Source organism: Clostridium sp. JS66 (assembly GCF_033561535.1).
Taxonomy (GTDB): Bacteria; Bacillota; Clostridia; order Clostridiales; family Clostridiaceae; genus Clostridium_AM; species Clostridium_AM carboxidivorans.
Genome location: NZ_CP131467.1, coordinates 1,028,958 through 1,049,404, shown reverse-complemented (window position 1 = coordinate 1,049,404; position 20,447 = coordinate 1,028,958). Strand labels below are relative to the sequence as shown.

General features: G+C 28.7%; 20 protein-coding genes. 3 read left to right on the top strand and 17 right to left on the bottom strand.

All coding sequences use genetic code 11. From position 1 onward, the window contains the following. Positions 1-57: 57 nt before the first annotated feature. The 14 genes from Q6H37_RS04885 to Q6H37_RS04820 form a co-directional block, all read right to left on the bottom strand. Positions 58-537 (bottom strand): hypothetical protein, encoded by a 480-nt coding sequence (locus Q6H37_RS04885; protein ID WP_318739595.1) that lies wholly within the window; start codon positions 535-537, stop codon positions 58-60. Positions 538-704: 167 nt separating this feature from the next. Continuing rightward, positions 705-1,289, bottom strand: a complete 585-nt coding sequence (locus Q6H37_RS04880; RefSeq protein WP_318739593.1) for a hypothetical protein — start codon at positions 1,287-1,289, stop codon at positions 705-707. 468 nt (positions 1,290-1,757) lie between these two features. Further along, complete coding sequence (locus Q6H37_RS04875; protein WP_318739591.1) at positions 1,758-2,543, bottom strand: four helix bundle protein; 786 nt, start codon at positions 2,541-2,543, stop codon at positions 1,758-1,760. A gap of 51 nt (positions 2,544-2,594) precedes the next feature. Continuing rightward, a complete protein-coding gene (locus Q6H37_RS04870; protein ID WP_318739589.1) occupies positions 2,595-4,361 on the bottom strand; it encodes an ATP-dependent RecD-like DNA helicase in 1,767 nt (588 codons plus the stop codon). Positions 4,362-4,484: 123 nt separating this feature from the next. After that, on the bottom strand, positions 4,485-5,681 hold the full coding sequence (locus Q6H37_RS04865) for a hypothetical protein (protein ID WP_318739587.1): 1,197 nt from the start codon (positions 5,679-5,681) through the stop codon (positions 4,485-4,487). Positions 5,682-6,070: 389 nt separating this feature from the next. Next, entirely contained in the window at positions 6,071-6,994 is a 924-nt protein-coding gene (locus Q6H37_RS04860) for a DUF3991 and TOPRIM domain-containing protein (protein WP_318739585.1), read from the bottom strand. A gap of 706 nt (positions 6,995-7,700) precedes the next feature. Further along, positions 7,701-7,934 carry a hypothetical protein gene (locus tag Q6H37_RS04855; RefSeq protein WP_318739583.1) on the bottom strand — a complete coding sequence of 78 codons (234 nt, stop codon included), beginning with the start codon at positions 7,932-7,934 and terminating at the stop codon, positions 7,701-7,703. A 54-nt stretch (positions 7,935-7,988) separates the two neighbouring features. Continuing rightward, positions 7,989-8,231, bottom strand: a complete 243-nt coding sequence (locus Q6H37_RS04850) for a hypothetical protein (RefSeq protein WP_318739581.1) — start codon at positions 8,229-8,231, stop codon at positions 7,989-7,991. A 521-nt stretch (positions 8,232-8,752) separates the two neighbouring features. Further along, positions 8,753-8,977 carry a hypothetical protein gene (locus Q6H37_RS04845; RefSeq protein ID WP_318739579.1) on the bottom strand — a complete coding sequence of 75 codons (225 nt, stop codon included), beginning with the start codon at positions 8,975-8,977 and terminating at the stop codon, positions 8,753-8,755. Between the two features lie 533 nt (positions 8,978-9,510). After that, positions 9,511-10,086, bottom strand: coding sequence for a Fic family protein (locus Q6H37_RS04840; RefSeq protein ID WP_318739577.1), 576 nt, complete (start codon positions 10,084-10,086; stop codon positions 9,511-9,513). Between the two features lie 109 nt (positions 10,087-10,195). After that, complete coding sequence (locus Q6H37_RS04835; protein ID WP_318739575.1) at positions 10,196-11,170, bottom strand: hypothetical protein; 975 nt, start codon at positions 11,168-11,170, stop codon at positions 10,196-10,198. 78 nt (positions 11,171-11,248) lie between these two features. Next, positions 11,249-11,674, bottom strand: coding sequence for a helix-turn-helix transcriptional regulator (locus Q6H37_RS04830; protein ID WP_318739573.1), 426 nt, complete (start codon positions 11,672-11,674; stop codon positions 11,249-11,251). A gap of 177 nt (positions 11,675-11,851) precedes the next feature. After that, positions 11,852-12,295: a helix-turn-helix transcriptional regulator gene (locus Q6H37_RS04825; protein ID WP_318739571.1), complete on the bottom strand. Its 444-nt coding sequence runs from the start codon at positions 12,293-12,295 to the stop codon at positions 11,852-11,854. 922 nt (positions 12,296-13,217) lie between these two features. Further along, complete coding sequence (locus Q6H37_RS04820) at positions 13,218-14,555, bottom strand: cell wall-binding repeat-containing protein (protein ID WP_318739569.1); 1,338 nt, start codon at positions 14,553-14,555, stop codon at positions 13,218-13,220. Positions 14,556-14,852: 297 nt separating this feature from the next. On the opposite strand from Q6H37_RS04820, the gene Q6H37_RS04815 reads away from it, so the two are divergent. Further along, positions 14,853-15,185: a helix-turn-helix transcriptional regulator gene (locus Q6H37_RS04815; RefSeq protein WP_318739567.1), complete on the top strand. Its 333-nt coding sequence runs from the start codon at positions 14,853-14,855 to the stop codon at positions 15,183-15,185. A 266-nt stretch (positions 15,186-15,451) separates the two neighbouring features. On the opposite strand, the gene Q6H37_RS04810 is transcribed toward Q6H37_RS04815, so the two are convergent. Next, entirely contained in the window at positions 15,452-16,132 is a 681-nt protein-coding gene (locus Q6H37_RS04810) for a hypothetical protein (protein ID WP_318739565.1), read from the bottom strand. Positions 16,133-16,858: 726 nt separating this feature from the next. Here Q6H37_RS04810 and Q6H37_RS04805 point away from each other — a divergent pair. Further along, complete coding sequence (locus Q6H37_RS04805) at positions 16,859-17,158, top strand: helix-turn-helix domain-containing protein (protein ID WP_318739563.1); 300 nt, start codon at positions 16,859-16,861, stop codon at positions 17,156-17,158. 8 nt (positions 17,159-17,166) lie between these two features. Beyond that, a complete protein-coding gene (locus Q6H37_RS04800) occupies positions 17,167-17,646 on the top strand; it encodes a helix-turn-helix domain-containing protein (protein WP_318739561.1) in 480 nt (159 codons plus the stop codon). A 632-nt stretch (positions 17,647-18,278) separates the two neighbouring features. Here Q6H37_RS04800 and Q6H37_RS04795 read toward each other — a convergent pair. Together Q6H37_RS04795 and Q6H37_RS04790 are read right to left on the bottom strand one after the other, a co-directional pair. Next, positions 18,279-19,280 carry a GGGtGRT protein gene (locus Q6H37_RS04795; protein WP_318739559.1) on the bottom strand — a complete coding sequence of 334 codons (1,002 nt, stop codon included), beginning with the start codon at positions 19,278-19,280 and terminating at the stop codon, positions 18,279-18,281. Between the two features lie 21 nt (positions 19,281-19,301). Next, a complete protein-coding gene (locus Q6H37_RS04790) occupies positions 19,302-19,994 on the bottom strand; it encodes an iron-sulfur cluster assembly scaffold protein (protein ID WP_007060791.1) in 693 nt (230 codons plus the stop codon). Between the last annotated feature and the right edge of the window lie 453 nt (positions 19,995-20,447).

The following is a 20,447-nucleotide window of genomic DNA, read 5'->3' as shown; positions in this document are numbered from 1 at the left end:
TATTATGATTTGGTAGCTTGAGTTAATACTTCAATATTAACCCAATCTACTTTCTCATTATTTTATTCCAAAGATTTTTTTGAGCAATTCTTCTCCTCCCAAAATCCTATTTCTTTCCCAGAATTCAAAAGCCATTCTAATGACAGTAAAACACTCAAATGTATTTAATTTATGTAACTTTTCAAATAGCCTATCTTTATCCACAAAATAGCAATGATCTGGACTATGTTCAAATGTAATTGCATCTTCATTCCACGGAGTATAGACGACCCCATCAAGTCCACTTGTTATTAAATTAGCTTCTCCTAATGTAAACAATCCCTTTAGCCTATTTTTTTCGTACTGATATAAGCGATTAATTGATATAATCATTTCCTCGATTTTACATTCATCACCATAATCCCCATTCATCGGAAACTGTTTTAATGCCTCTTCTTTATCTGTTGCAATTACAAAGCTTTTATCATTTTTACAAATTTCTTCTATTATATTTCTTTTCAGTTTCCTTTTTTCTAACAATTCTTTTTCATTATTCATTAATATCTCCTCTACTTGTTATTATTTAGTCAACATTCTTGTTTTTAATTGACTATTTTATACTACACTTTTAGTATACTCAACTTTTTTATATTTGTCAACTGTATTTTAAATTTTATTTATTTATTGACTATATGTAATGAATAAATAATAAAAAATGACACAACTTATTTAGTTGTATCATCAATTAAACTATCTGCTAACTTTCGCCTGCTCTTTCTATAATCATCTAAATCACTTAACAATTTCTTTACTACATACATGGTATTTTCTTCATTGGTTGTTCCAAATTCAAAAACATTTCTTATAATACTAATTAATATTTCAGTTTGCATAGAAGTTAATGGTTTATTATATTCCTTATTTCCTAATCTAACAGGTGCTTCAAAATCATTAATCCTGATCATTCTCTCAATACTCTCAAACTTATTGTTTTGAGGCAAAACATCATCATACCCAAAACTTTTAAATACTTCATAGACATCCAGGTTGAACTCTTTCATAAGCAAATATACCATATACAGAGATAGGTTATTCCTTCCTTCGTTCTCTATTCTGTTTAGATATGACGCTGTAATTTGTGGTTTATCTATCTCTACTTCTTTTCCATCTTGTATTATTTTTTCTTTTTTAGTTAGATCTTTTTCTACATCCTTCAAAGATTTGTCCAACTTTATACGTTCTCGCTGAACCATCTTACCAAAAGATAATTTAACATTATTATCAATGTCTTCTATTTTATTATTTTCCATGGCTATCTCTCTCCCTTACAATAAAATAATAGCATTTTTATTACATATTGTCAATGTAAATCATTTTTCATAAACCACAGGAAATTAAAATTTTTATGAATATATCTTTTAGACTGTTTTTATATTGTTGCTTTCTCAATCCCAAACATATTTTGTATTTGGAAAATGCTATCTGTTTTATTAAATTATTATTATTTTTAGATATTTTTTAAATACTATTTTATTATATACTTTATTTTTTAATAATTCATTAAAAAATATAACTTTTGTTGTTGTTGTATTGATAACTTTATATTAGTTTTTTTATTGTTGTGTACTTTTAATATTTATACTACAAAAATCAAAAAAATCACGTCCTAAATATTGATTTATCTTAATTTCTTGTTGTTATCTTTTCAACTTCAATATATAAATACTAATAATGATGAACTACTAACAGCAATAAAAGCAGGGTAATCCCTGCTTACTTTATGCCACTGCAACTCTCTTAATATACACTATAATTAATTTTTTGATTTCTTCAAGCATGTAATCTAAAATTCTATGTTCTTCTTCGGAAATATATTTCTTAATTTTCATTATATCTAACCATGCCTGTACCTCAACTGCTGAGGCAAGAGCAATCGAATAGAAGTTCGCCACCACTAATTTATACGGTTGCCTTGCGTTACCCTCCGCCAAATTCGCCATAATACTCTCGGCCGCTCTCTGTGTTTGGGAAAAAACTGAATACTGCTCATAGAAAGGTAACCTTTCTAATACAGCAAATAACCTTGTGTAGAAGATAATCATTTTTTCGTATGCCTTTAATGTTCTACTATCCTTTAATCCATCTACCATTTCCTGTATTTTATTTATATCTAATTTATCTCCAACTTCAACTTTTTTCATTTTTATATTTTTCCTTTCTCTTAATTGCTTTCTGTATGTTCTTAATAACTTTATGATTTCCTCAATTATTGAATTACAGCCTTTAAAATCTTCGTATTGAGTTTCTGCAAGTAACTTCGACAGACTATATGTTTGTCCTATAGCAACTTTGTAATGGAAGTCTTTTCTTTCAACAGAAAGAATACTACCAATTGCTAATGCAATTTCTGTAGCAACTTTTGTTGTATTTTTTAGTATATTTGCCTTTTCTTTCGTATCACATACTCCTATTATTCCACTTACCTTTTCAATTAAATTTACTGCCTTCTCATAAGCATACTTTTTCCTAAAATCCTCAAAATAGATTTTATCATATGTATTCATTTATTTTCTCCTCTTTTGTTTTATGTATTTCTTTATTAATTTCTATCTATGTTAACTACTCATACCTACTAATCTCTCTGCTAACAATGAATTTCTTTCTCTGATTACCCTTTTTACACATTTATTAAAAGCTTCCTTACTTCCTATTAATATTACCCGTTTAACTCCACGTGTTATTCCAACATACAACAGCTCTCTATTTAACATCATTTCATGTGCCTTATCCACTACCAAAATAGCTACTGGAATTTCGCTTCCCTGCATTTTATGAAAAGTTGAAGCATATGAAAGTTCTATTCCTTCAATTTCATTTTTATTAAAGATTACTTCTCTTCCAAAAAAGTCTGCTGTAATAAGCTCTGTTCCATTTATAATGTCATTATTAACCCTTGTAATTAATCCTCGTTGCCCATTGTATATTTGCTTTGCATAATTATTGTTTCCTACCATAATAGGGTCAACTACTGCAAATTTATAAATATCTCTTTCTGGAATATAATTAAACCTGTCAGCAATTTCTCTATTTAATTCTTCAATCCCATTAATGCCTTTTCTAAGTGGGGACATCACTTGAATATTATAGATACTTGTACCACTTTTTAGTAACTTATCTATTACTCCTAATACTTTTTCTTTAATGCTCTCACCATCAATTTCAATAAATTCAAACTCATTTTTTTTTATTCTTACTCCTGATTTTTTTCCATCTATTATATTCCCTTCAATTATTTTGCGAGCATTAGAAACGATTATGCTTTTCTCTTCTTGCCTAACAATCTCTTTTAAACAAACTACAGGTACTAATCCACTTTTTATTAAGTCTTTTAGTACACTTCCAGGAGCAATTGATTGTAGTTGGAATTCATCTCCTACAATCACAATCTTTATATTCTTATTATCCTTTACGCTATCTAATAGCATTTTAAAAAGTTCTATTCCTATCATACCTGCTTCATCAACAATTAATACATCTGCATTAACACTGCTCACATTATTTGTACCATCTATTCCTATTCCTAATAACCTATGTATTGTTGATCCTTGAATCCCTGTAACAGAAGTCATTCTTTCCACAGCTCTGCCTGTAAATGAAACCAATTGAACATTTCCTTGATTTAAGTATTTGAAGCCTTCTACAACAGCCTTAATAGCTGTCGTTTTACCACTTCCTGCTACCCCTGTGATAATACTTATCCTACTAATAAGAGCCATTCTGAGAGCTTCGTTTTGTGCTTTATTTAACTCATTACATTCTGGTTTATAACTTTCCATAAATTCAGCAATCTTTGTTATATCACAACAGTAATTTTTATTTGCTTCTGCAAAATGAGTTATTAATTTAGCAAGTTCCACTTCTTCCTTGTATAACTCACTAAGATAAATACATTCTCTTCTCTCTTTATTTTTATCCCTTATAATCTTATTATCATTTTCTAACAGCTCTAATGCCTCTCCTAATTTTGTCTTATCCACTACTTCATCCAAATCCTTAATCTTATCTTCCAATTCACTTTTATAGCAAAATACCTGCCCTTCAAATTTAACCATAGACTCTATAATATAAATTATTGCGGCCGCAACTATATTCCTATTTTTGTAATCTTCATTCTTATCTGCACTACATTTTTCAATTATCTGTTTTACGTCTTCTAAAGGCATTAAATAACGACTTAATATATAAGGCTTATCTGTAATAATATCTACTATATCTGCACCATAATCCACAACCAATTTTTCAGCTACTTCTTTACTTATGTTAAATTCTGTTATAAGCTTTTCCTTAATTCCAAATTCCTTATCTTTATTAACTTTCTTCATCTGTTTGTAAATTCTCCTTTTTCTTTAGTTACAAGTTAATTTTCTCACATCGTCAATAACTTTTATACAGATAAACTGCTCTATACTGTTCGAGGTTCTTTGCAACAAAAAAAGCAAGAAACATTAACTTGCTCTTGCCTTTGTGACTTTATCCTTAAATATTGAGTTTGCAATTTCTTGTCCAAATTTTTCTATACAATTCTTATACGAAAAAGAACTTGCAGTAATACGCTCACCATTATAAAGTAGTATCATTGCTAATTGTTCAGCTTTTTGAAATAGCTCATTATTATATTCTGGAATGTAATAATACGTTATATCATTATTGCTCCCTTTCCCATATATACCACTTCTAACATCTGGCTTTCGCAATAATCCCAGTAGAGCAAAGATATTAACTATCGGATTTATTGTACTTTTACCTTTTCCCATAATATCGGCAAGATATTGCATTGACGCTGAAAATACCATGCCTTCTTTACTTTCCACGTGATAGTATAATTTATCTATTCCTTCTTCTAATATTGTTTCCAATTTATGAATATGCTCACCTATAAGTTCAAATAGTATTGGAAATTTATCTTTAGTTAAATTATTCCTAACAAAGCTTTTACATCTCTCATACCTATCTCTAACCTCCTCAAATTCCTTAATCCTTATTCCTAACAATTCGCATAGTCCTTGTATTGCCTTATTAATATCACATTTCATAAAAATTTCGTATAGATCAAATATATCAAAAGAAATAATACTATGCTGATTGTCCTTATTTTTACTGCCAACCACATATAGATATTTCTTCCTTGTAAGGCTGTAGGTTATCCATGCTTCTGTTGGTTCTCCCCTTACTATAAGTTCCTTAACATACATACCAAATCTCTCATATCCTAATATGCTTGTTTCTTTACCATGATACTTCTCCATTTCTTTCTCTACCTCTACATTAGCTTTTTCCTCTGTGGTAAATGCTAAAGAAACCCTGAGTTCATTATTGATAAATTCACAAGCAAATGGTTTTTCTATTAATACATCTAATCCGAAAATATATCTAAAATCCACTTGATGAATTAGATTGATAGCTTCCTCTGTGGTGTTAACCTCCTTGTTAACTGCTAATAATTCCTTTATATGTTCGCTATTATTAAGAAAGTATTCTTTATATTCATTATCTTCTCCAAGAGCCTCTTGTGCTTTGGTAATATTGGATTTAATTGTACTATTTAATGCTTTATTTGCTTTACTAACTGCTCGTCTGTCATCTTCTGCAATAGCTAATTCTCTTTTGTCCAATATATCCTTAATGCTTTCAACTCTATCCATAAATTTCCTCCTGATTTTACTAAACCGAACGATTACCTATAAGAAAGTTAGTTGTCAAATATTTTTCAATTTTTACTTAAAACTTATTTTCTATTCCCTACAGGTTAGCGTATTAGAAATATTTTAAAATAAGTCTACAAAATAATTTCTGCAAATTCTATAGTTAAGTTGTTCAACTCAGTCTAACTATATTTAAAGATATTTAAGGCAATGAACAAAGAATAATTCAAAATTGAAGTTATTAATTTTAGAAAACAAGTATACTTTGATTGCAATGAATTTAAATATCTATTATGTAATAAAAAATTCTACTAATGGTTTAATTAAACTATATTCTACAATCAAAAAAGACACTCTGAACTAAGATGTCAGCAGTGTCTTTTATCTATTTATTTCATAATTCCTTTTTTTAGTAACTCATTAAAGTCTTTAGCACTATTATTAAGTAATAGTTCTCTTCCATCATGTATTTTATAATTGCTATATTCCTTATTTATATTACTAAATGAATTGTTGCCAGCATTATCGTTATCTACGCATACAGTAATTAAATTCACACCATTATATTGTCTTAAATACGTACCAATTTTTTTAATTTTTGTACATCCACCCAAAGACAGAAGTATTGTATCTTTTAATTGGTTTTTAAATAATTGGTAATAACTCACCAAATCAGCGGCCGCTTCAAAGACTTTAAGTTCTTTTATGCTATTATTATTTCCTATTACTATTGTAAATCCATAATTTTCGTTTGAATTTTTAGCTACTCCACTAAATGGTTTATCACTGCAAGTACCTTTTAGCTCTCCACCGACAGTTTTGCCATTTTCATCTATATACTTAAAAACAATGTTATTTTTTGAATCTTGAACAATCTTATTCTGCTTTATTAATTGATTTACTACATCCTTATCAATTCCTCTCGTCTTAGTTAAATATGCGAATAGTCTCCTCATATCACTGCTAAGGTCAATTTTGAAATTACCTCTAAGAATATTTTTCTTATTTTCATTGCTATAACTTTCTTCAATACTATAAGAACCGATATTACGATTTAGTATATATGCTACTGCTTCTCTAAAGTTTCCGCCTGTTATATTATTTTGCACGAAAGTTATTATATTGCCCTTCTCCCTTTTTGAATACCAATTATACCATAGGCAATCTCCAGCTCTATTAAGAACAAGTGAATTATGCTCTACACATACATATGTTTTTCCCCGTTTTTTAAAGCGAAAGCCTTCATTTTCTAAAAACTCCTTAAAATCTTTGCCTCTTGCTTCTTCTATTTCCTTATCCGTTAACCTTGCCATATTTAAAATTTCTCCTTTATCTTTTGTATTTTTGTACATTCTACCAATTAGTTATAAAGAAGAAAACCATTTTTAAGTTCTACCAGGTTCGAGTATAATTAAACAATGGTTATAGCTTATGTTGCAACCATTGTTAGTATTTCGTACAGCAATGCTGTTAGTTGACATTACAGTTACTCATATTTACACTGGTTGCTATTTTATATCCGAAAGTTGATAACTTTTGCTATAAATTTATATATACTTGTAAGTCTTTAATAACAATTTGTAGCTACTTCATACTCATAACAACAATGTTAATTAACTTATCTCTCTTTTCCTATATCATGTATAATTATTTAAATTTATTTCTTACTAAGTTTATACTATTTATTATTATAACTTCTAAAATATTTATAGCCTATCCATCTAATACAAAGATAATTAAACCTATTACAATCACTTTATTGATATGCTTTTGTTCGTTAGAACAACATTATTTTTGCTTACCAAGATTTTAAATTTTTTACGTATATATAGGGTTATGATTCGGGAGTAGTTATGAATATTCTGATATTTCATTTTTATACCTAATTTTTCTAATATTTATACATGGCAATTTCTCTGTTTGGCTAATAAAAAAAGCCATGATTTAATAATTAACATGTTATCTAAAACACATTAATTACCAAATCATAGCTTCTATCAATATTTTTGGACTTTACAATTAACTTTTCATACACTGTAAGTGTGATACTGAAACTCCTGTAATATTTGAAATAACATTATCATCCAATAACCCTATAAGCTGATAAGCAATTCTTATTTGTTCTCCCATTATTGCAAAAACTGCTTCTTCTTTAGCTTTTTCTACAAATTCTCTTTTTAATGTCTCTTTCTCAATATACGCCTCAGTTTTAACCTGGTTCAATTCATCATACATTAATTGCTTAATATCCATTATTGCCTCTCCCCCCTATTTTAAATCCATAATTCCACCTTGTTTATTCCTATCTTACTTGTTTTTTAAATACATTAGTTCTTCAATATTCAGCCCCGTTTCCAACAGAACCATTTCTAACATTTCCAATGCCTTAAACCCAATTTCTACTGCCATGTTATACCTTCCAGACGCTTCTCCCTGTAAAATAGCATTTTGTACTTCTACGCCTTCATGTGTATACTGACCTGTTCTATCTTCAACTTCTGTTATTACAATATTATTATTCATTATCTTATTTTCTTTGCTACATCCCACAAAACTCACCCCAATATAACAATCGAATTCATACTATTATTTTACAGCATGCAAACATAAGTTTCTATAAAATTGACTATCTGCAACAAATGATTTTATATTTAGTATATTGCTATACTAAAACATTGTAGGACACTTAAAGTATTATCAAACTATTGATTTTTAAATATAATTAGAATATAAATACTGATTTTAAGGAGTACCTAAATAATGACTGATAGTTTATATCTAATACAAGACAAACTCAATAAAAAACTACTAAACTTAAAAATTGAAGACTTTGATAAGCATAAATATAATTCACTTATAAGGGACATTGTATATGAAATTAACACAATTATACCTGCACTCGACATTAGAGAAGATAATATAACTACAGAATTTACTAAAACGTATCTGTTTATTAAAATCATTGGCTCTCTCAATTCTCTTAACAATTGCTTTTGCTTATACTTAGAAATAGAAAATGATATTTTTAGAAATATAGAAGTCTCTATTCTCTTATAAAACTTATGTAAATTTCAGTGCTTATTACTTATATCGCTTATTTCTTCTGGCTCAATTATCATGTCCACAAGCTGTTCTATAGAAGCGTGCATAACCAATTCTGGTGCTATTTCAATCGAATGATCTATTCCTGATTGATTCACAATTTCTTTAGCAACATTTCTATCTATTCCATATATTTTAACAATTCCATTTATCGCTTCTATAATAATTAGCTCTTTCATATTATTTACATCCATACTACCTCCTTAATTTTACCATTACCAATATTCTATTTTTCTCTGTTTATAGTTTTTAATATTGCTCTTATTATATAAATTCCAAATGTAGTTATACATCCTATTCCAAATAATGTTATTATAACTGTGGCTGTCATTTCAGTCATTCCTATCCCTCCCTTCAATATAAACATTTTTATGTTTTGTTGCCTAAAGTAAACTATAAAATAAAACTGCACCTGTATTGCTACAAGTGCAGTTTTAATAATATATTTATTTGTAAAATAAGATTATTATTATCCAACATTTACATCACCTTATTATATTTTTCTTTTATAAATTCACTTTATTGAGGAGTTTCTTCACTTTTATAATATCATTATATAATCTGTAGGTATAAATATCAATAATCCTTACGACTATTTCTTAATTCCTTAGAATTACTCAAATCTATTTATAATATTAATAATCTAAAAACTCTTTTAAGCTCTTCACTTTTAAATTATAATCCTTGGTCCACGTTTTATGAGATTGTTCCTCTAAAAACTCTTTCATTATTCCAATTTTATGATCTTTTTTATAAAAAAATCCATTGCTAAATAATATTTCTCTTTATCCATATAGAATATATTAATCGGTGGAAGGTGATTAGCTACAAGAATATAGTTAAGTAATATTCTAACCACTCTGCCATCGCAATTACTTATTTCTTGAAAATAACAAACAAAATAGCTAACTGCCTCTAAAGCATTGTCATCATTTATTTCTATACTATTAATGTCTTTAACTAACTTTTCTATGCTTACATACAAATTCCTTTCCAATTTGTTTCCTGTTATAACATAGTAAACCTGCTCAATTACTCCTATTGAGAGTTTTAATTTAACATCTCCCTTGCTCAAGTTAAAAATATTCTCACAAAGCTTCTTTTGACTTTCTATCTCTTTAATTATTTTTTTATTCCCTTTAAAAGAATCAATCTTTTCACCATTAAATATTCCCTCAACACAGCTAAATGTTATCTCATAATTTTTGATCTTATTGGAGCAATAAATAAATTTCACCAAAAACTTATTTAATAAATCTTCCCTATTTTTTTCTCTCCATATTTTAATAGCTTCATTATACATTATATACAACTCCTATAAAAAACATCTAAATACCTATCTTTCAAATTAATTTTACCACATCATCACTTACAAAAACATAAAAGCCAGTGGGCTTACCACCAGCTTTTAGTTATATACTCGTTATATTTTTAATTTCCTCTATTATAAATTTATGCAACCCATAAATGTATTTTCGGACAATCCTGCAAAAATATTTTAACATTCTATCCCTATCCTTATAGCTTAGAGGATTAATGTATGTAAACACCTTACAAGGACTATCATTCCAAGCCAGCATGTAATCCATATAATCATCAATATCTTCTTTTCTTTTCCGTAACCTGTAATAGACTTCTCTGCCTTTACTATTAGAAAAGGAAACCTCACAAATCAATCTATTTCTTTTATCACATCTTATATTATATGTAACTTCTCCCATACCTGCTCCTATTGTAAATGAATTTCTATCAAGCTTTTTATATTTATAGAGATTTATATGCGGACTATCAGCTCTCAACCTTTTTAAAACGTCAGCCAATAGAAGTTTCTTATAATCATAGTGATATTCAGAATCTATATTCTTTGAACTTATAGTTTTATTACTGTTATAATTTTTAATTCCTCTTACTACTTTAAAATATTTATCAAAGCAATTGAAATTATTTAACTGTTCTATCTGTTCCAAACAATCTAATCTGTTTATATTCTCTAAAGTTGGGATTATTTTTTCACTAATTTCCAAGAAAATCAATTCTATATTAATATCTTTAGAAACTACTCCTTCTATTAATTCACCTATATAACTCTCATTTCTAAAAGAAGTAGCTCCTGCTACAATTAAACTTTTCTCTTCTTTAGAAACTATAGATATTAAATCCCTGATTTGAGTATAGTGTTCCTTGTCAAAGTTTTTTAAACACCAATCTATCAATATTTTTCTTCCACTCTTATCTGTACCACTTATATCAACCCTTCGTTCTCCATGCCACATTTCAAGAGCAATACTATCAAATTTAATTTTTAATGCTTCTTCTAATCTCTTAGGATTTAACATTGTTGAATATAAACTAAATAAATACTCTTTATTGCTTCCATTCTTACTCAATACTAATCTCCTCCCCTAAAAAAATAAACATAAATATAAATTTTTATATCTATGCTTACTTTATAATTAAACCTATTTTTAATATTTATCTTTTAACCGATCTATTTCATTTAACAGCTTGGCCTCAGATTCTCTTGTTTTGCATGTAATATGTCTCTCCAATTCATGTATAACTCTCTGTAGACTAAGCTTTATGTCTATATTAGAATCTTTTCCCACAAATATAAAATTACTTTTTATTATTAGTTCATCTAATGTTGTAATTTCCTCCAAATTGCTGTCTATAAAACAATCTGGATAAATCTCTAATATCACACTTAATGGTATCTTTAACACTTTTGCCAATTTAACAAAATAATTTAGAGATATGTTGTCCCTATTTTCTGTCTCAATCCTTGAAATATAAGCTGGGCTTATATTTACCTTTTTTGATAAATCGTGCATACTAAACCCTTGATTCTCCCTCATTTCCTTCAAGATGAGTCCCAAACTTCTCCCTGACATTTTTATCCTCTTCCTTCCTCTGTAAATTAGTTGCCTTATATACAACCCCTTCATTAATCAATTTATTTTATATATTCTATAAACCTTCGTCATTTTTTACTACTTGTATTTTGCCGTAAATTATAATTACTAAAATTGCAGTTTATAGTATTACCTTCTTAAATTAAATATCCAAAATTAATCTAACTTTAATACTTCACTTCTTAATTTACAAACTATTTCCAGTAGCTTATCATCATCTTTCTTACTTATGTTCTCTTTAACACAATAATCTTCAAGTGAATTAATGACATCCCTAAGTAACAATTGTATTTCCATTGTTGCAATTTTTGTCGCAAATATATATGTATCATTTATTAATAGCCAATCAATACTTTCTACTACTTTATCATCTTGTTTATCTTCCACACCCATTAGTAACTTTTCCATTAACCTGATATCCATATCTAAAGCATTGGATAATTTACTTATCACGAAGATTGTAATGTTCCTTTTTTTCCCGTTCTCTATACGGGAAAGATAGGATTTACTTATATCGGTAATATCAGATAATTCATCAAGTGACAAGTTCCTCTGTTTCCTAAGCTGGTTAACCCTCTTACCAAATATATTATTTTCCATTTTCCATCATCCTTTCTCAATTAACTGCATAAAGCAGTTCCTTCTTTATTACTCTGATGATGTATTTTATTCAATAACCATGGTTTTAAATAAGTATTATTGCTTGTCAATTATAGTTGACAACTTGAAAAGTTGCCTATGTTATCATTCACATTTTAAACATAACCTTGTATAATTAAGTACATAAAAAGAGACCTATAAAGATCTCCATGTATTAAATGTGTGTGATAATATTTCTACCATCATCCTATAATTTTTCATTTTTTCTAACAGCTCCAAATAACTTTTGAGCTGTTTTTAATTTGTTCTTTAATCCCTTAGTGTACATTTTTATCACTTATAACTCCCCCTCAAAATTAAATATTTACTTTACATATCTTATCTAACTTTTTCACATAAAAAAGTTCAAACTACTTTTAAAAAACCTACTTACAACAAAAGAAACTTTTTCATGGAGCTTGAACTGTTATTATTCTAATAAAGTTGCCTATTGTACTATTTACACCAAAATCTCATATCTTGTATAATAGTTCTATAAACGACTTATTATATTAAACAGCTAAAAAGTTGATTAATATAATATAAAGATTACAGTTTTCCCGAACTGTGACCTTTGTTGAGTGTTTTGTAATAGGGATGGTTACGTATCTTTATGGTTTATGCTTTGGTGGATGTTTGTCCGACACACCAAAGCGTTTTTCCTTTTTAATGATATAAAATATCGAGTTTGTAAAGAATCTTATATTCATCATTCTTATCAATAACAAAAATTTTACAGTTTCAAAATATTTGCACTAATTTTCTAAACCTTATCTACATCTTCCTTATATCAAACTCACTTAATCCTAATTATACTAAAAAAGAAAAAATCCAAGAACCAAGAGCCTCAACCCTTAATCCTTGAACCTTAATTCCCTAATTTCTATTTAACTGGACCAAAGTCTACTACAAGACCATAATCATAAACTCCAATTTTTATTGTTCTACCATCTAATTCAACTGTTCGAGTTGTTAAACCCACAGTGTCCAATATTGAATATAATGTGTTTCCTTGTGTTGGAAGTATCATATTCACTATTGTTTTTATCTTTTGGTCTATTTCTGGATTACTTTGATATATTACTAATGACATATCTCTATCCCCAGTACCTACAGTAAGTTCTAATTGTGTGAATTTTACATTTCCCTCTGCACCATATGGGTTCAATATTACATTGTTATGGCTATCAACAAAACCTAAATCATAAAGTTGCTGTTTTACATGGTTTGCTGTATGTCCAGGTTCATCAACCACATTAGTGTCAGGTAATTTATAGTCTCCTACAATTAATAGGTCTTTGCCATTAATCAAGCTCTTAACACTTTGATTATAAGCATTGTCTGCAAGTATTAATGGATGGTCTATTTTCTCTGCATATACAGAAGCTACAAGAGCATTATGGAAATCTTGTCCTGTAACAATAGTGAATTTATCTAATGAACCATCAAAGTGTTTCACTATTTGCTGAGATGTTTCATATCTATCTACTCCACCTAAACGAGTTATTGATATTCCCATACCTTTTAACTCATTCTCTATGTTTGTAGATATTACTCCTGTACCACCAAGAACATAAACATTTGTTATTCCCCAGTCTTTTAACGCTTGTCTGCTTTGCTCATTAAGAGTACCTGCGTCTGTTAATAAGATAGGGTCTCCTGCTTTTCCTGCAAATGTAGAACTTGAAAGAGCGTCTGGGTAATTATAAGCATTTGCTAAGAAAGCAGTTTTAGAACCAGTTAAGCCTTCAACCTTCTTACCTACAGCTAATGCTGTTCCAAATCTATCTTGACCCCAAAGTCTTTCAATACTAAAGCCTTCTACTTTAAGTGTAGTTTCTACATCTTGACCTACTGAACCAGTACCACCAAGTATATAAACTTTTTTAGCTTGTAACCTATGAAGTTCATCTAATATATTAGGTGAAACACCATTTGGGTCAGTGAAAAGTATTGGTGCATTAAGTTTTATACCTAATACTGTTCCTGTTAAAGCGTCTGGAAAATCTGATGAACTTGCCAATATTACATTATCGGATGTAGTCCATCCCTTTTGGCTTATCTTTTCACCTATATTGTAATAGTCAGTTCCAGTTATCCTGGTTATGTTAGTATTTGTACTCACACCATCTGCATAAGTTTTGTAATTTGTTGTTAATAATCCTGTTGTTGTAAATATTATAGCTAACGCTACAATAAGTGCTATTCTCCTTCTTTTCATTAAAGTCCCCCCAATTGTTATATATTAAATAAAATTATAAGACTTAGTTTATGTATATACTTTCTTATATTTTAAATATAATTTAAATAATAAAATAAATATTTTAAACTAAGCCTTATTATTAAATCCTATTAAGCTAAATTTATATCCAAATTCCTAAATAAGTACCTAAATTTACCTTAACCGACTAAATACATTTTATAAGATTTTGATGCTAATTGCAAACAATTTATATGCTATTAGCTTATTTTTATATTTTAAAATTACCTGTAAAGTTTTATTACAGGGGGTTTTAAGATGAAAGAGGAAATAAGTTATAAAGACGTTGGTTTAAGGATAAAATTAGAAAGAGAAAAGCTCGGATATTCACGTGAAAAATTTTCTGAGATGGTAAACATTGCCCCTGTCTATTTAGGCCAATTGGAACGTGCAGAACGCAAAATGAGCTTGGATACATTTGTAAAAGTTGCTTCAAATTTAAATCTTTCGCTTGATTATTTAATTTTTGGAGATCAAATTTATAATATTAACAAAGATGAATTAATTGATATAATAAACAATAGTTCTAAGCGTGAATTAAATGTAATTTCTCAAATACTGATGGTATTATCACAGAATTTAAAGAAATAGCATAATTAAGACCAGCCCTATAACTGGTCTAATTTTTTATTCTTATGTTTATGTCTGAATTTAATCTCATTTTCTCTATTAATAAATATGTACTAATAAAATTGTATTTACTTTAATATTAAACCCAACATATCATCAATTAAGTCATCTTCCACGGATTTACATATTTCTTGCAACTGTAATCTACATTTTCCAGCTTCATATGCTTATTCATTTGTTAGCCGTCACTATATAAAAACTTTGTTTGTTTATCATTTCATATTCCTTTAATTTCTTATTTCATACTGTGCCTTTTCTGTAATATATGATAGCCAGACAAAACTTATTCCTAACCAAGTGATTAATGGCTTTAAGGCATTTTGAAAAAATGGCCATATAATTATAGTCGATATTGTAGTAAAAAAGGCTATATAAAAATTTAGTCTAATCTTTATTTGCTGAATGCTAATTTCCTCATTAAATATAATGTGATACATAAACCATATTATTGTAAAAATTGCTGATGTTATGAAAACTAAATTTGTGATTATGTTGCTTAGATTTATTGGTTGTCCAATAATCATTATACTTGAATATAACAAAACCCCGTAAATTATTGTAGAAGTAATATATGAAAATATAAATATTCCGTAAAAATACGCTCCATGCGTAAAAGTTTTTAGTAACTCATAAGGAGTTTGTGCTTCATGTATAATAAATTTAGGCAACTTTATTTTTTGAAACATGAAATATCCAATATATATTATAATTAAAAATACACAAGCTATAACTCCTGCAACTAAATTTTTTATAGTATTATAATTAATGTACTTTAGTATCAACCCACCAAACAATATTAAAGCACATATTATGTTCCCTCCCCTTGTCATATCAAAAATACCTTTTCCTGTTATCCATTTAATAACAAATTTTAATCTTTTAAATAACATTTTAATAATTGCAAACATAATCTACCGCCCCTTTTATTAATCAAGTCCAGATAACTTCATTACTTCATCAAATATTTTCTTAGCTCTTATATTACCTTTATTAATTTCTTCTTCAAATATCTCTCTAATAGTGATACATCCAGATGATCCCACTCTATTTAAAATTTTGGTTGAATTTTAAATATAATATCTATAGCCACATATTGCTTTATTAACTTTATCTTTGTAATAATCATCATTTCCGCTGGCATAGTTGTAATAACTTTTTTTAGGAGCTGATTTATTACTACTTTGAGTATAAGATTTTATGCTATAACCTATATCACTCCAAGTACCTATTCTCGCATAAACATCCTTATCTTATTTTGTTTCTTTAACCAATAGTTTCAATCATTCTTGATCTTCCCTATATTTTCTTTCTTGTTCCTCAATCATCTTTTTATCTCTTTCTTCTTCCTTTCCTTTTTTCAAATAAGCTTGTACAAATTCTCCTTTAAGTTTCTTAAATTATCTACTCACACTTTAATTGATCTTGTTCACTTGCTTTCTTAGCATTTTTTCATATTCAACATTTATAATTTCATTTCCATCTATTACTTTAAAAGCATATACCACTTCCCCATTTTGTACCTATTATTACAATTATCTCATTAATTTCATCTAAATTGAAGCATTTTTGATTAATTTATTAATTTTGCGACTATACTAAAAATATGAGTAATTTTATTAGGAGGAATATGGTATATGGAATCTAAAGCATTTACTGTTAAAGAAGTAGCAAAAATACTTAATTTAAGTGAATATACTGTTAGAGAATTGATACATCAAGGCAAATTAAAAAAATTAAATATTGACAAACCAATAAGGGTTTCTCAATCAGCCATAGATAAATTATTGGACTTAGATACTAATAAATCACAAGTAAGTAACCAAATAGATATTGTACTGAAAAAGAAAGAGGTTCTTGACCTTATTTCCACTATAACAAGCCTTCAAAGCATGACCAATCAAATTCTTATAATGCTTCAAAATAAATTAAAGTAGGTTATATTATGGCAACATCATATACAATAAAACAAATTGCACAACTATTAAAAATAAGTGAATATGCCGTTAAAAAGTTAATAAAAGATAATAAGATAAAAGCATTTAATTTCGGCAATCACTATAGAATAAATGAAATTAGTTTAAATGTTTTTATGGGACATAGTATACACGATTGCATAAATAAAGATGAATTTGAAGAAGCTTATAATGATTTTAATAAACTCCAAAATGGTAAAATTGATAAAGGTAAATTTTATGAATATTACTGTAGTCTCTTTGTGCCTGGTACTGAGTTAGACCATGATTATTATATTATTAAAGAACATAGTACTTCTGAATTGAATGATGATATAATAACTACATCTAAAAATGACATCAATAAAACAATTGAAAATGATCAAGTCATATTAACAAAAACAGATATTACCGAGATTCTTAAAGCTTTGAACAATATACAACAAATATTAGAAGGAAAATTAAAATAAACTACAGAAGATATTTTTATCATTTTAAATTAGAAAATCTACTAACTTTGCTTAATTCTATAAATTTATTCCTTGAAAATTCATTAGAATTTTCTCTATCTATGTTCCCTAATAAAAAACACCCCCACACCCCTCATCACCTCTCCCCCTTCTCCAATCTATCCTCAGCCCTTCTCCCCATTTTTTCATCATAATAAAAATCCCCACACAAAAATCCTTATATTTTTCCACTTATCCACAGGTTAGGATTAATGTTAAAACACGAAATCATAATAAAGTTTTCCAAAAATCCAGACATAAAAACCACATACAAAATGAATTGTTTTTGCAATGTTATCTTCAAATATTCTATCAATCCATCATCCAGTAATACATCCGCACCCTAACGGGTTTCCTATGTTAAGCCTGCCTTATTCCAATCTTCTTACCAATCAATCACTCTATAATCAAAACTTAGCAAGATACGAAAAAAGGGAAAAGCATGAAGAGTTACAAGATTTTCTCTTGCATTTCCTTCATGCTCTTTAATTGTTCATTTATTTAATCTCTATATATTTTTTACGGAATTTTTTATGAGTTTTGGATGGTTTTTTATTATGTTGGAGACTTTATTTTAACTATACACAAAAAACTTATTTGCTCATAGCTTCTTCAACAGCAACTGCTACTGCAACTGAAGCTCCAACCATTGGGTTGTTACCCATTCCGATTAATCCCATCATTTCAACGTGAGCTGGAACTGATGAAGATCCTGCAAATTGAGCATCTGAGTGCATTCTTCCCATAGTATCTGTCATACCGTAAGAAGCTGGACCTGCTCCCATGTTATCTGGGTGAAGAGTTCTTCCAGTACCACCACCTGATGCAACTGAGAAGTATTTCTTACCTTGTTCATAGCATTCTTTTTTGTATGTTCCTGCAACTGGGTGCTGGAATCTTGTTGGGTTAGTTGAGTTACCAGTTATTGATACGTCAACTCCCTCTTTGTGCATTATAGCAACACCTTCTCTAACATCATCTGAACCATAGCATTTAACTTTAGCTCTTTCGCCTTTTGAGAAAGCAACTTCTCTAACTACTTCTAATTTTCCTGTATAGTAGTCGAATTTAGTTTCAACATATGTAAATCCATTAATTCTTGAAATTACGTAAGCAGCATCTTTTCCAAGACCATTTAATATAACTCTTAATGGCTCTTTTCTAACTCTGTTAGCTTTTTCAGCTATTTTTATAGCACCTTCAGCAGCTGCAAAAGATTCGTGTCCTGCTAAGAAAGCAAAACATTTAGTTTCTTCTCTTAAAAGCATAGCTGCTAAATTTCCGTGTCCTATTCCAACTTTTCTATCATCTGCAACTGATCCTGGAATACAAAAAGCTTGTAAGCCTTCTCCTAAAGATTCTGCAGCTTCTGCAGCCTTTTTACATCCTTTTTTTATAGCTATTGCAGCACCTAATATATATGCCCAACAAGCATTTTCAAAGCATATTGGCTGAGTTGATTTAACTATGTTATAAACATCGATTCCCTTTTCATCACAAACAGCTTTAGCTTCTTCTATAGTCTTCATGCCATACTTTTCAAGTACTGGTGTAATCTGATCAATTCTTCTTTCATAACTTTCAAATAATGCCATTTCAAACGTCCTCCTTATATATTATTCATGTCTTGGATCGATAACTTTTACAGCTTCATCAAATCTACCATATTGACCAGTAGCTTTTTCTTTAGCTTCGTTAGCATCCATTCCTTTTCCTATCATTTCCATCATTTTTCCAAGGTGAACGAATTTATATCCTATAACTTCGTTATTTTCATCTAAAGCTACATTTGTAACATATCCTTCAGCCATTTCTAAGTATCTAGTTCCTTTAGCTTTTGTACCATACATAGTACCAACTTGGCTTCTTAATCCTTTTCCTAAATCTTCAAGACCTGCTCCTATAGGTAGTCCACCTTCTGAGAAAGCAGTTTGAGTTCTTCCATATACTATTTGTAAGAATAATTCTCTCATTGCTGTATTTATAGCGTCACAAACTAAATCTGTGTTTAATGCTTCAAGTATAGTTTTTCCTGGAAGTATTTCTGATGCCATAGCTGCTGAATGAGTCATTCCTGAACATCCTATTGTTTCAACTAAAGCTTCTTGGATTATTCCATCTTTAACATTTAAAGTAAGCTTGCAGGCACCTTGCTGTGGAGCACACCAACCTATACCATGTGTTAAACCTGATATATCTTTTATTTCTTTAGCACGCACCCATTTTCCTTCTTCTGGAATTGGAGCTGATTGGTGGTTTGCTCCTTTAGTTACGCAACACATTCTGTCAACTTCTGTTGAATAAATCATATTTTATTCTCCTTCCCTTACTGATAAAATTATTTTTATAAGAATAAAAAACTTAACTTATAATTTTTTTACCCTTGATAGTGCTTTTTATATCCCAGTGGGTTTTTTATGTTCCCACCGAGTATAACACAATTCATGTTGAACAATTATATTGTAGCAAAGATGCCTTCATATAACAATACATTTCTACATAAAAATTTATATAATAATATAAAAAGTTAAAGAAGCACGAAACTTCCTTTACTTTAATCCACTTACACCATTTCTATATATTGAAGAATTTTAATTCTTTTACCTCTATTTATAAAAATAACATCAACTGCTACTTTAAAAGCTATAGCTGTTGATTCATCAGGAAATACTTCAGGAGTTCTAAGTAATTCATATGTAATAGTTACACTTTCAACTGGTACTAAGAATGTATATACATGACAAAGGGCAAACTATAACTTT

Excerpts from the sequence above, each read along its gene's own strand:
- Q6H37_RS04855 (WP_318739583.1), bottom strand. The coding sequence starts at position 7,934 with ATGGATATTAAGCAATTAATGTATGATGAATTGAACCAGGTTAAAACT.
- Q6H37_RS04800 (WP_318739561.1), top strand. The coding sequence starts at position 17,167 with ATGGCAACATCATATACAATAAAACAAATTGCACAACTATTAAAAATA.
- Q6H37_RS04795 (WP_318739559.1), bottom strand. The coding sequence starts at position 19,280 with ATGGCATTATTTGAAAGTTATGAAAGAAGAATTGATCAGATTACACCA.
- Q6H37_RS04880 (WP_318739593.1), bottom strand. The coding sequence starts at position 1,289 with ATGGAAAATAATAAAATAGAAGACATTGATAATAATGTTAAATTATCT.
- Q6H37_RS04840 (WP_318739577.1), bottom strand. The coding sequence starts at position 10,086 with ATGTATAATGAAGCTATTAAAATATGGAGAGAAAAAAATAGGGAAGAT.
- Q6H37_RS04870 (WP_318739589.1), bottom strand. The coding sequence starts at position 4,361 with ATGAAGAAAGTTAATAAAGATAAGGAATTTGGAATTAAGGAAAAGCTT.
- Q6H37_RS04815 (WP_318739567.1), top strand. The coding sequence starts at position 14,853 with ATGAAAGAGGAAATAAGTTATAAAGACGTTGGTTTAAGGATAAAATTA.
- Q6H37_RS04845 (WP_318739579.1), bottom strand. The coding sequence starts at position 8,977 with ATGGATGTAAATAATATGAAAGAGCTAATTATTATAGAAGCGATAAAT.
- Q6H37_RS04860 (WP_318739585.1), bottom strand. The coding sequence starts at position 6,994 with ATGGCAAGGTTAACGGATAAGGAAATAGAAGAAGCAAGAGGCAAAGAT.
- Q6H37_RS04875 (WP_318739591.1), bottom strand. The coding sequence starts at position 2,543 with ATGAATACATATGATAAAATCTATTTTGAGGATTTTAGGAAAAAGTAT.
- Q6H37_RS04805 (WP_318739563.1), top strand. The coding sequence starts at position 16,859 with ATGGAATCTAAAGCATTTACTGTTAAAGAAGTAGCAAAAATACTTAAT.
- Q6H37_RS04810 (WP_318739565.1), bottom strand. The coding sequence starts at position 16,132 with ATGTTTGCAATTATTAAAATGTTATTTAAAAGATTAAAATTTGTTATT.
- Q6H37_RS04820 (WP_318739569.1), bottom strand. The coding sequence starts at position 14,555 with ATGAAAAGAAGGAGAATAGCACTTATTGTAGCGTTAGCTATAATATTT.
- Q6H37_RS04865 (WP_318739587.1), bottom strand. The coding sequence starts at position 5,681 with ATGGATAGAGTTGAAAGCATTAAGGATATATTGGACAAAAGAGAATTA.
- Q6H37_RS04830 (WP_318739573.1), bottom strand. The coding sequence starts at position 11,674 with ATGTCAGGGAGAAGTTTGGGACTCATCTTGAAGGAAATGAGGGAGAAT.
- Q6H37_RS04825 (WP_318739571.1), bottom strand. The coding sequence starts at position 12,295 with ATGGAAAATAATATATTTGGTAAGAGGGTTAACCAGCTTAGGAAACAG.
- Q6H37_RS04790 (WP_007060791.1), bottom strand. The coding sequence starts at position 19,994 with ATGATTTATTCAACAGAAGTTGACAGAATGTGTTGCGTAACTAAAGGA.
- Q6H37_RS04885 (WP_318739595.1), bottom strand. The coding sequence starts at position 537 with ATGAATAATGAAAAAGAATTGTTAGAAAAAAGGAAACTGAAAAGAAAT.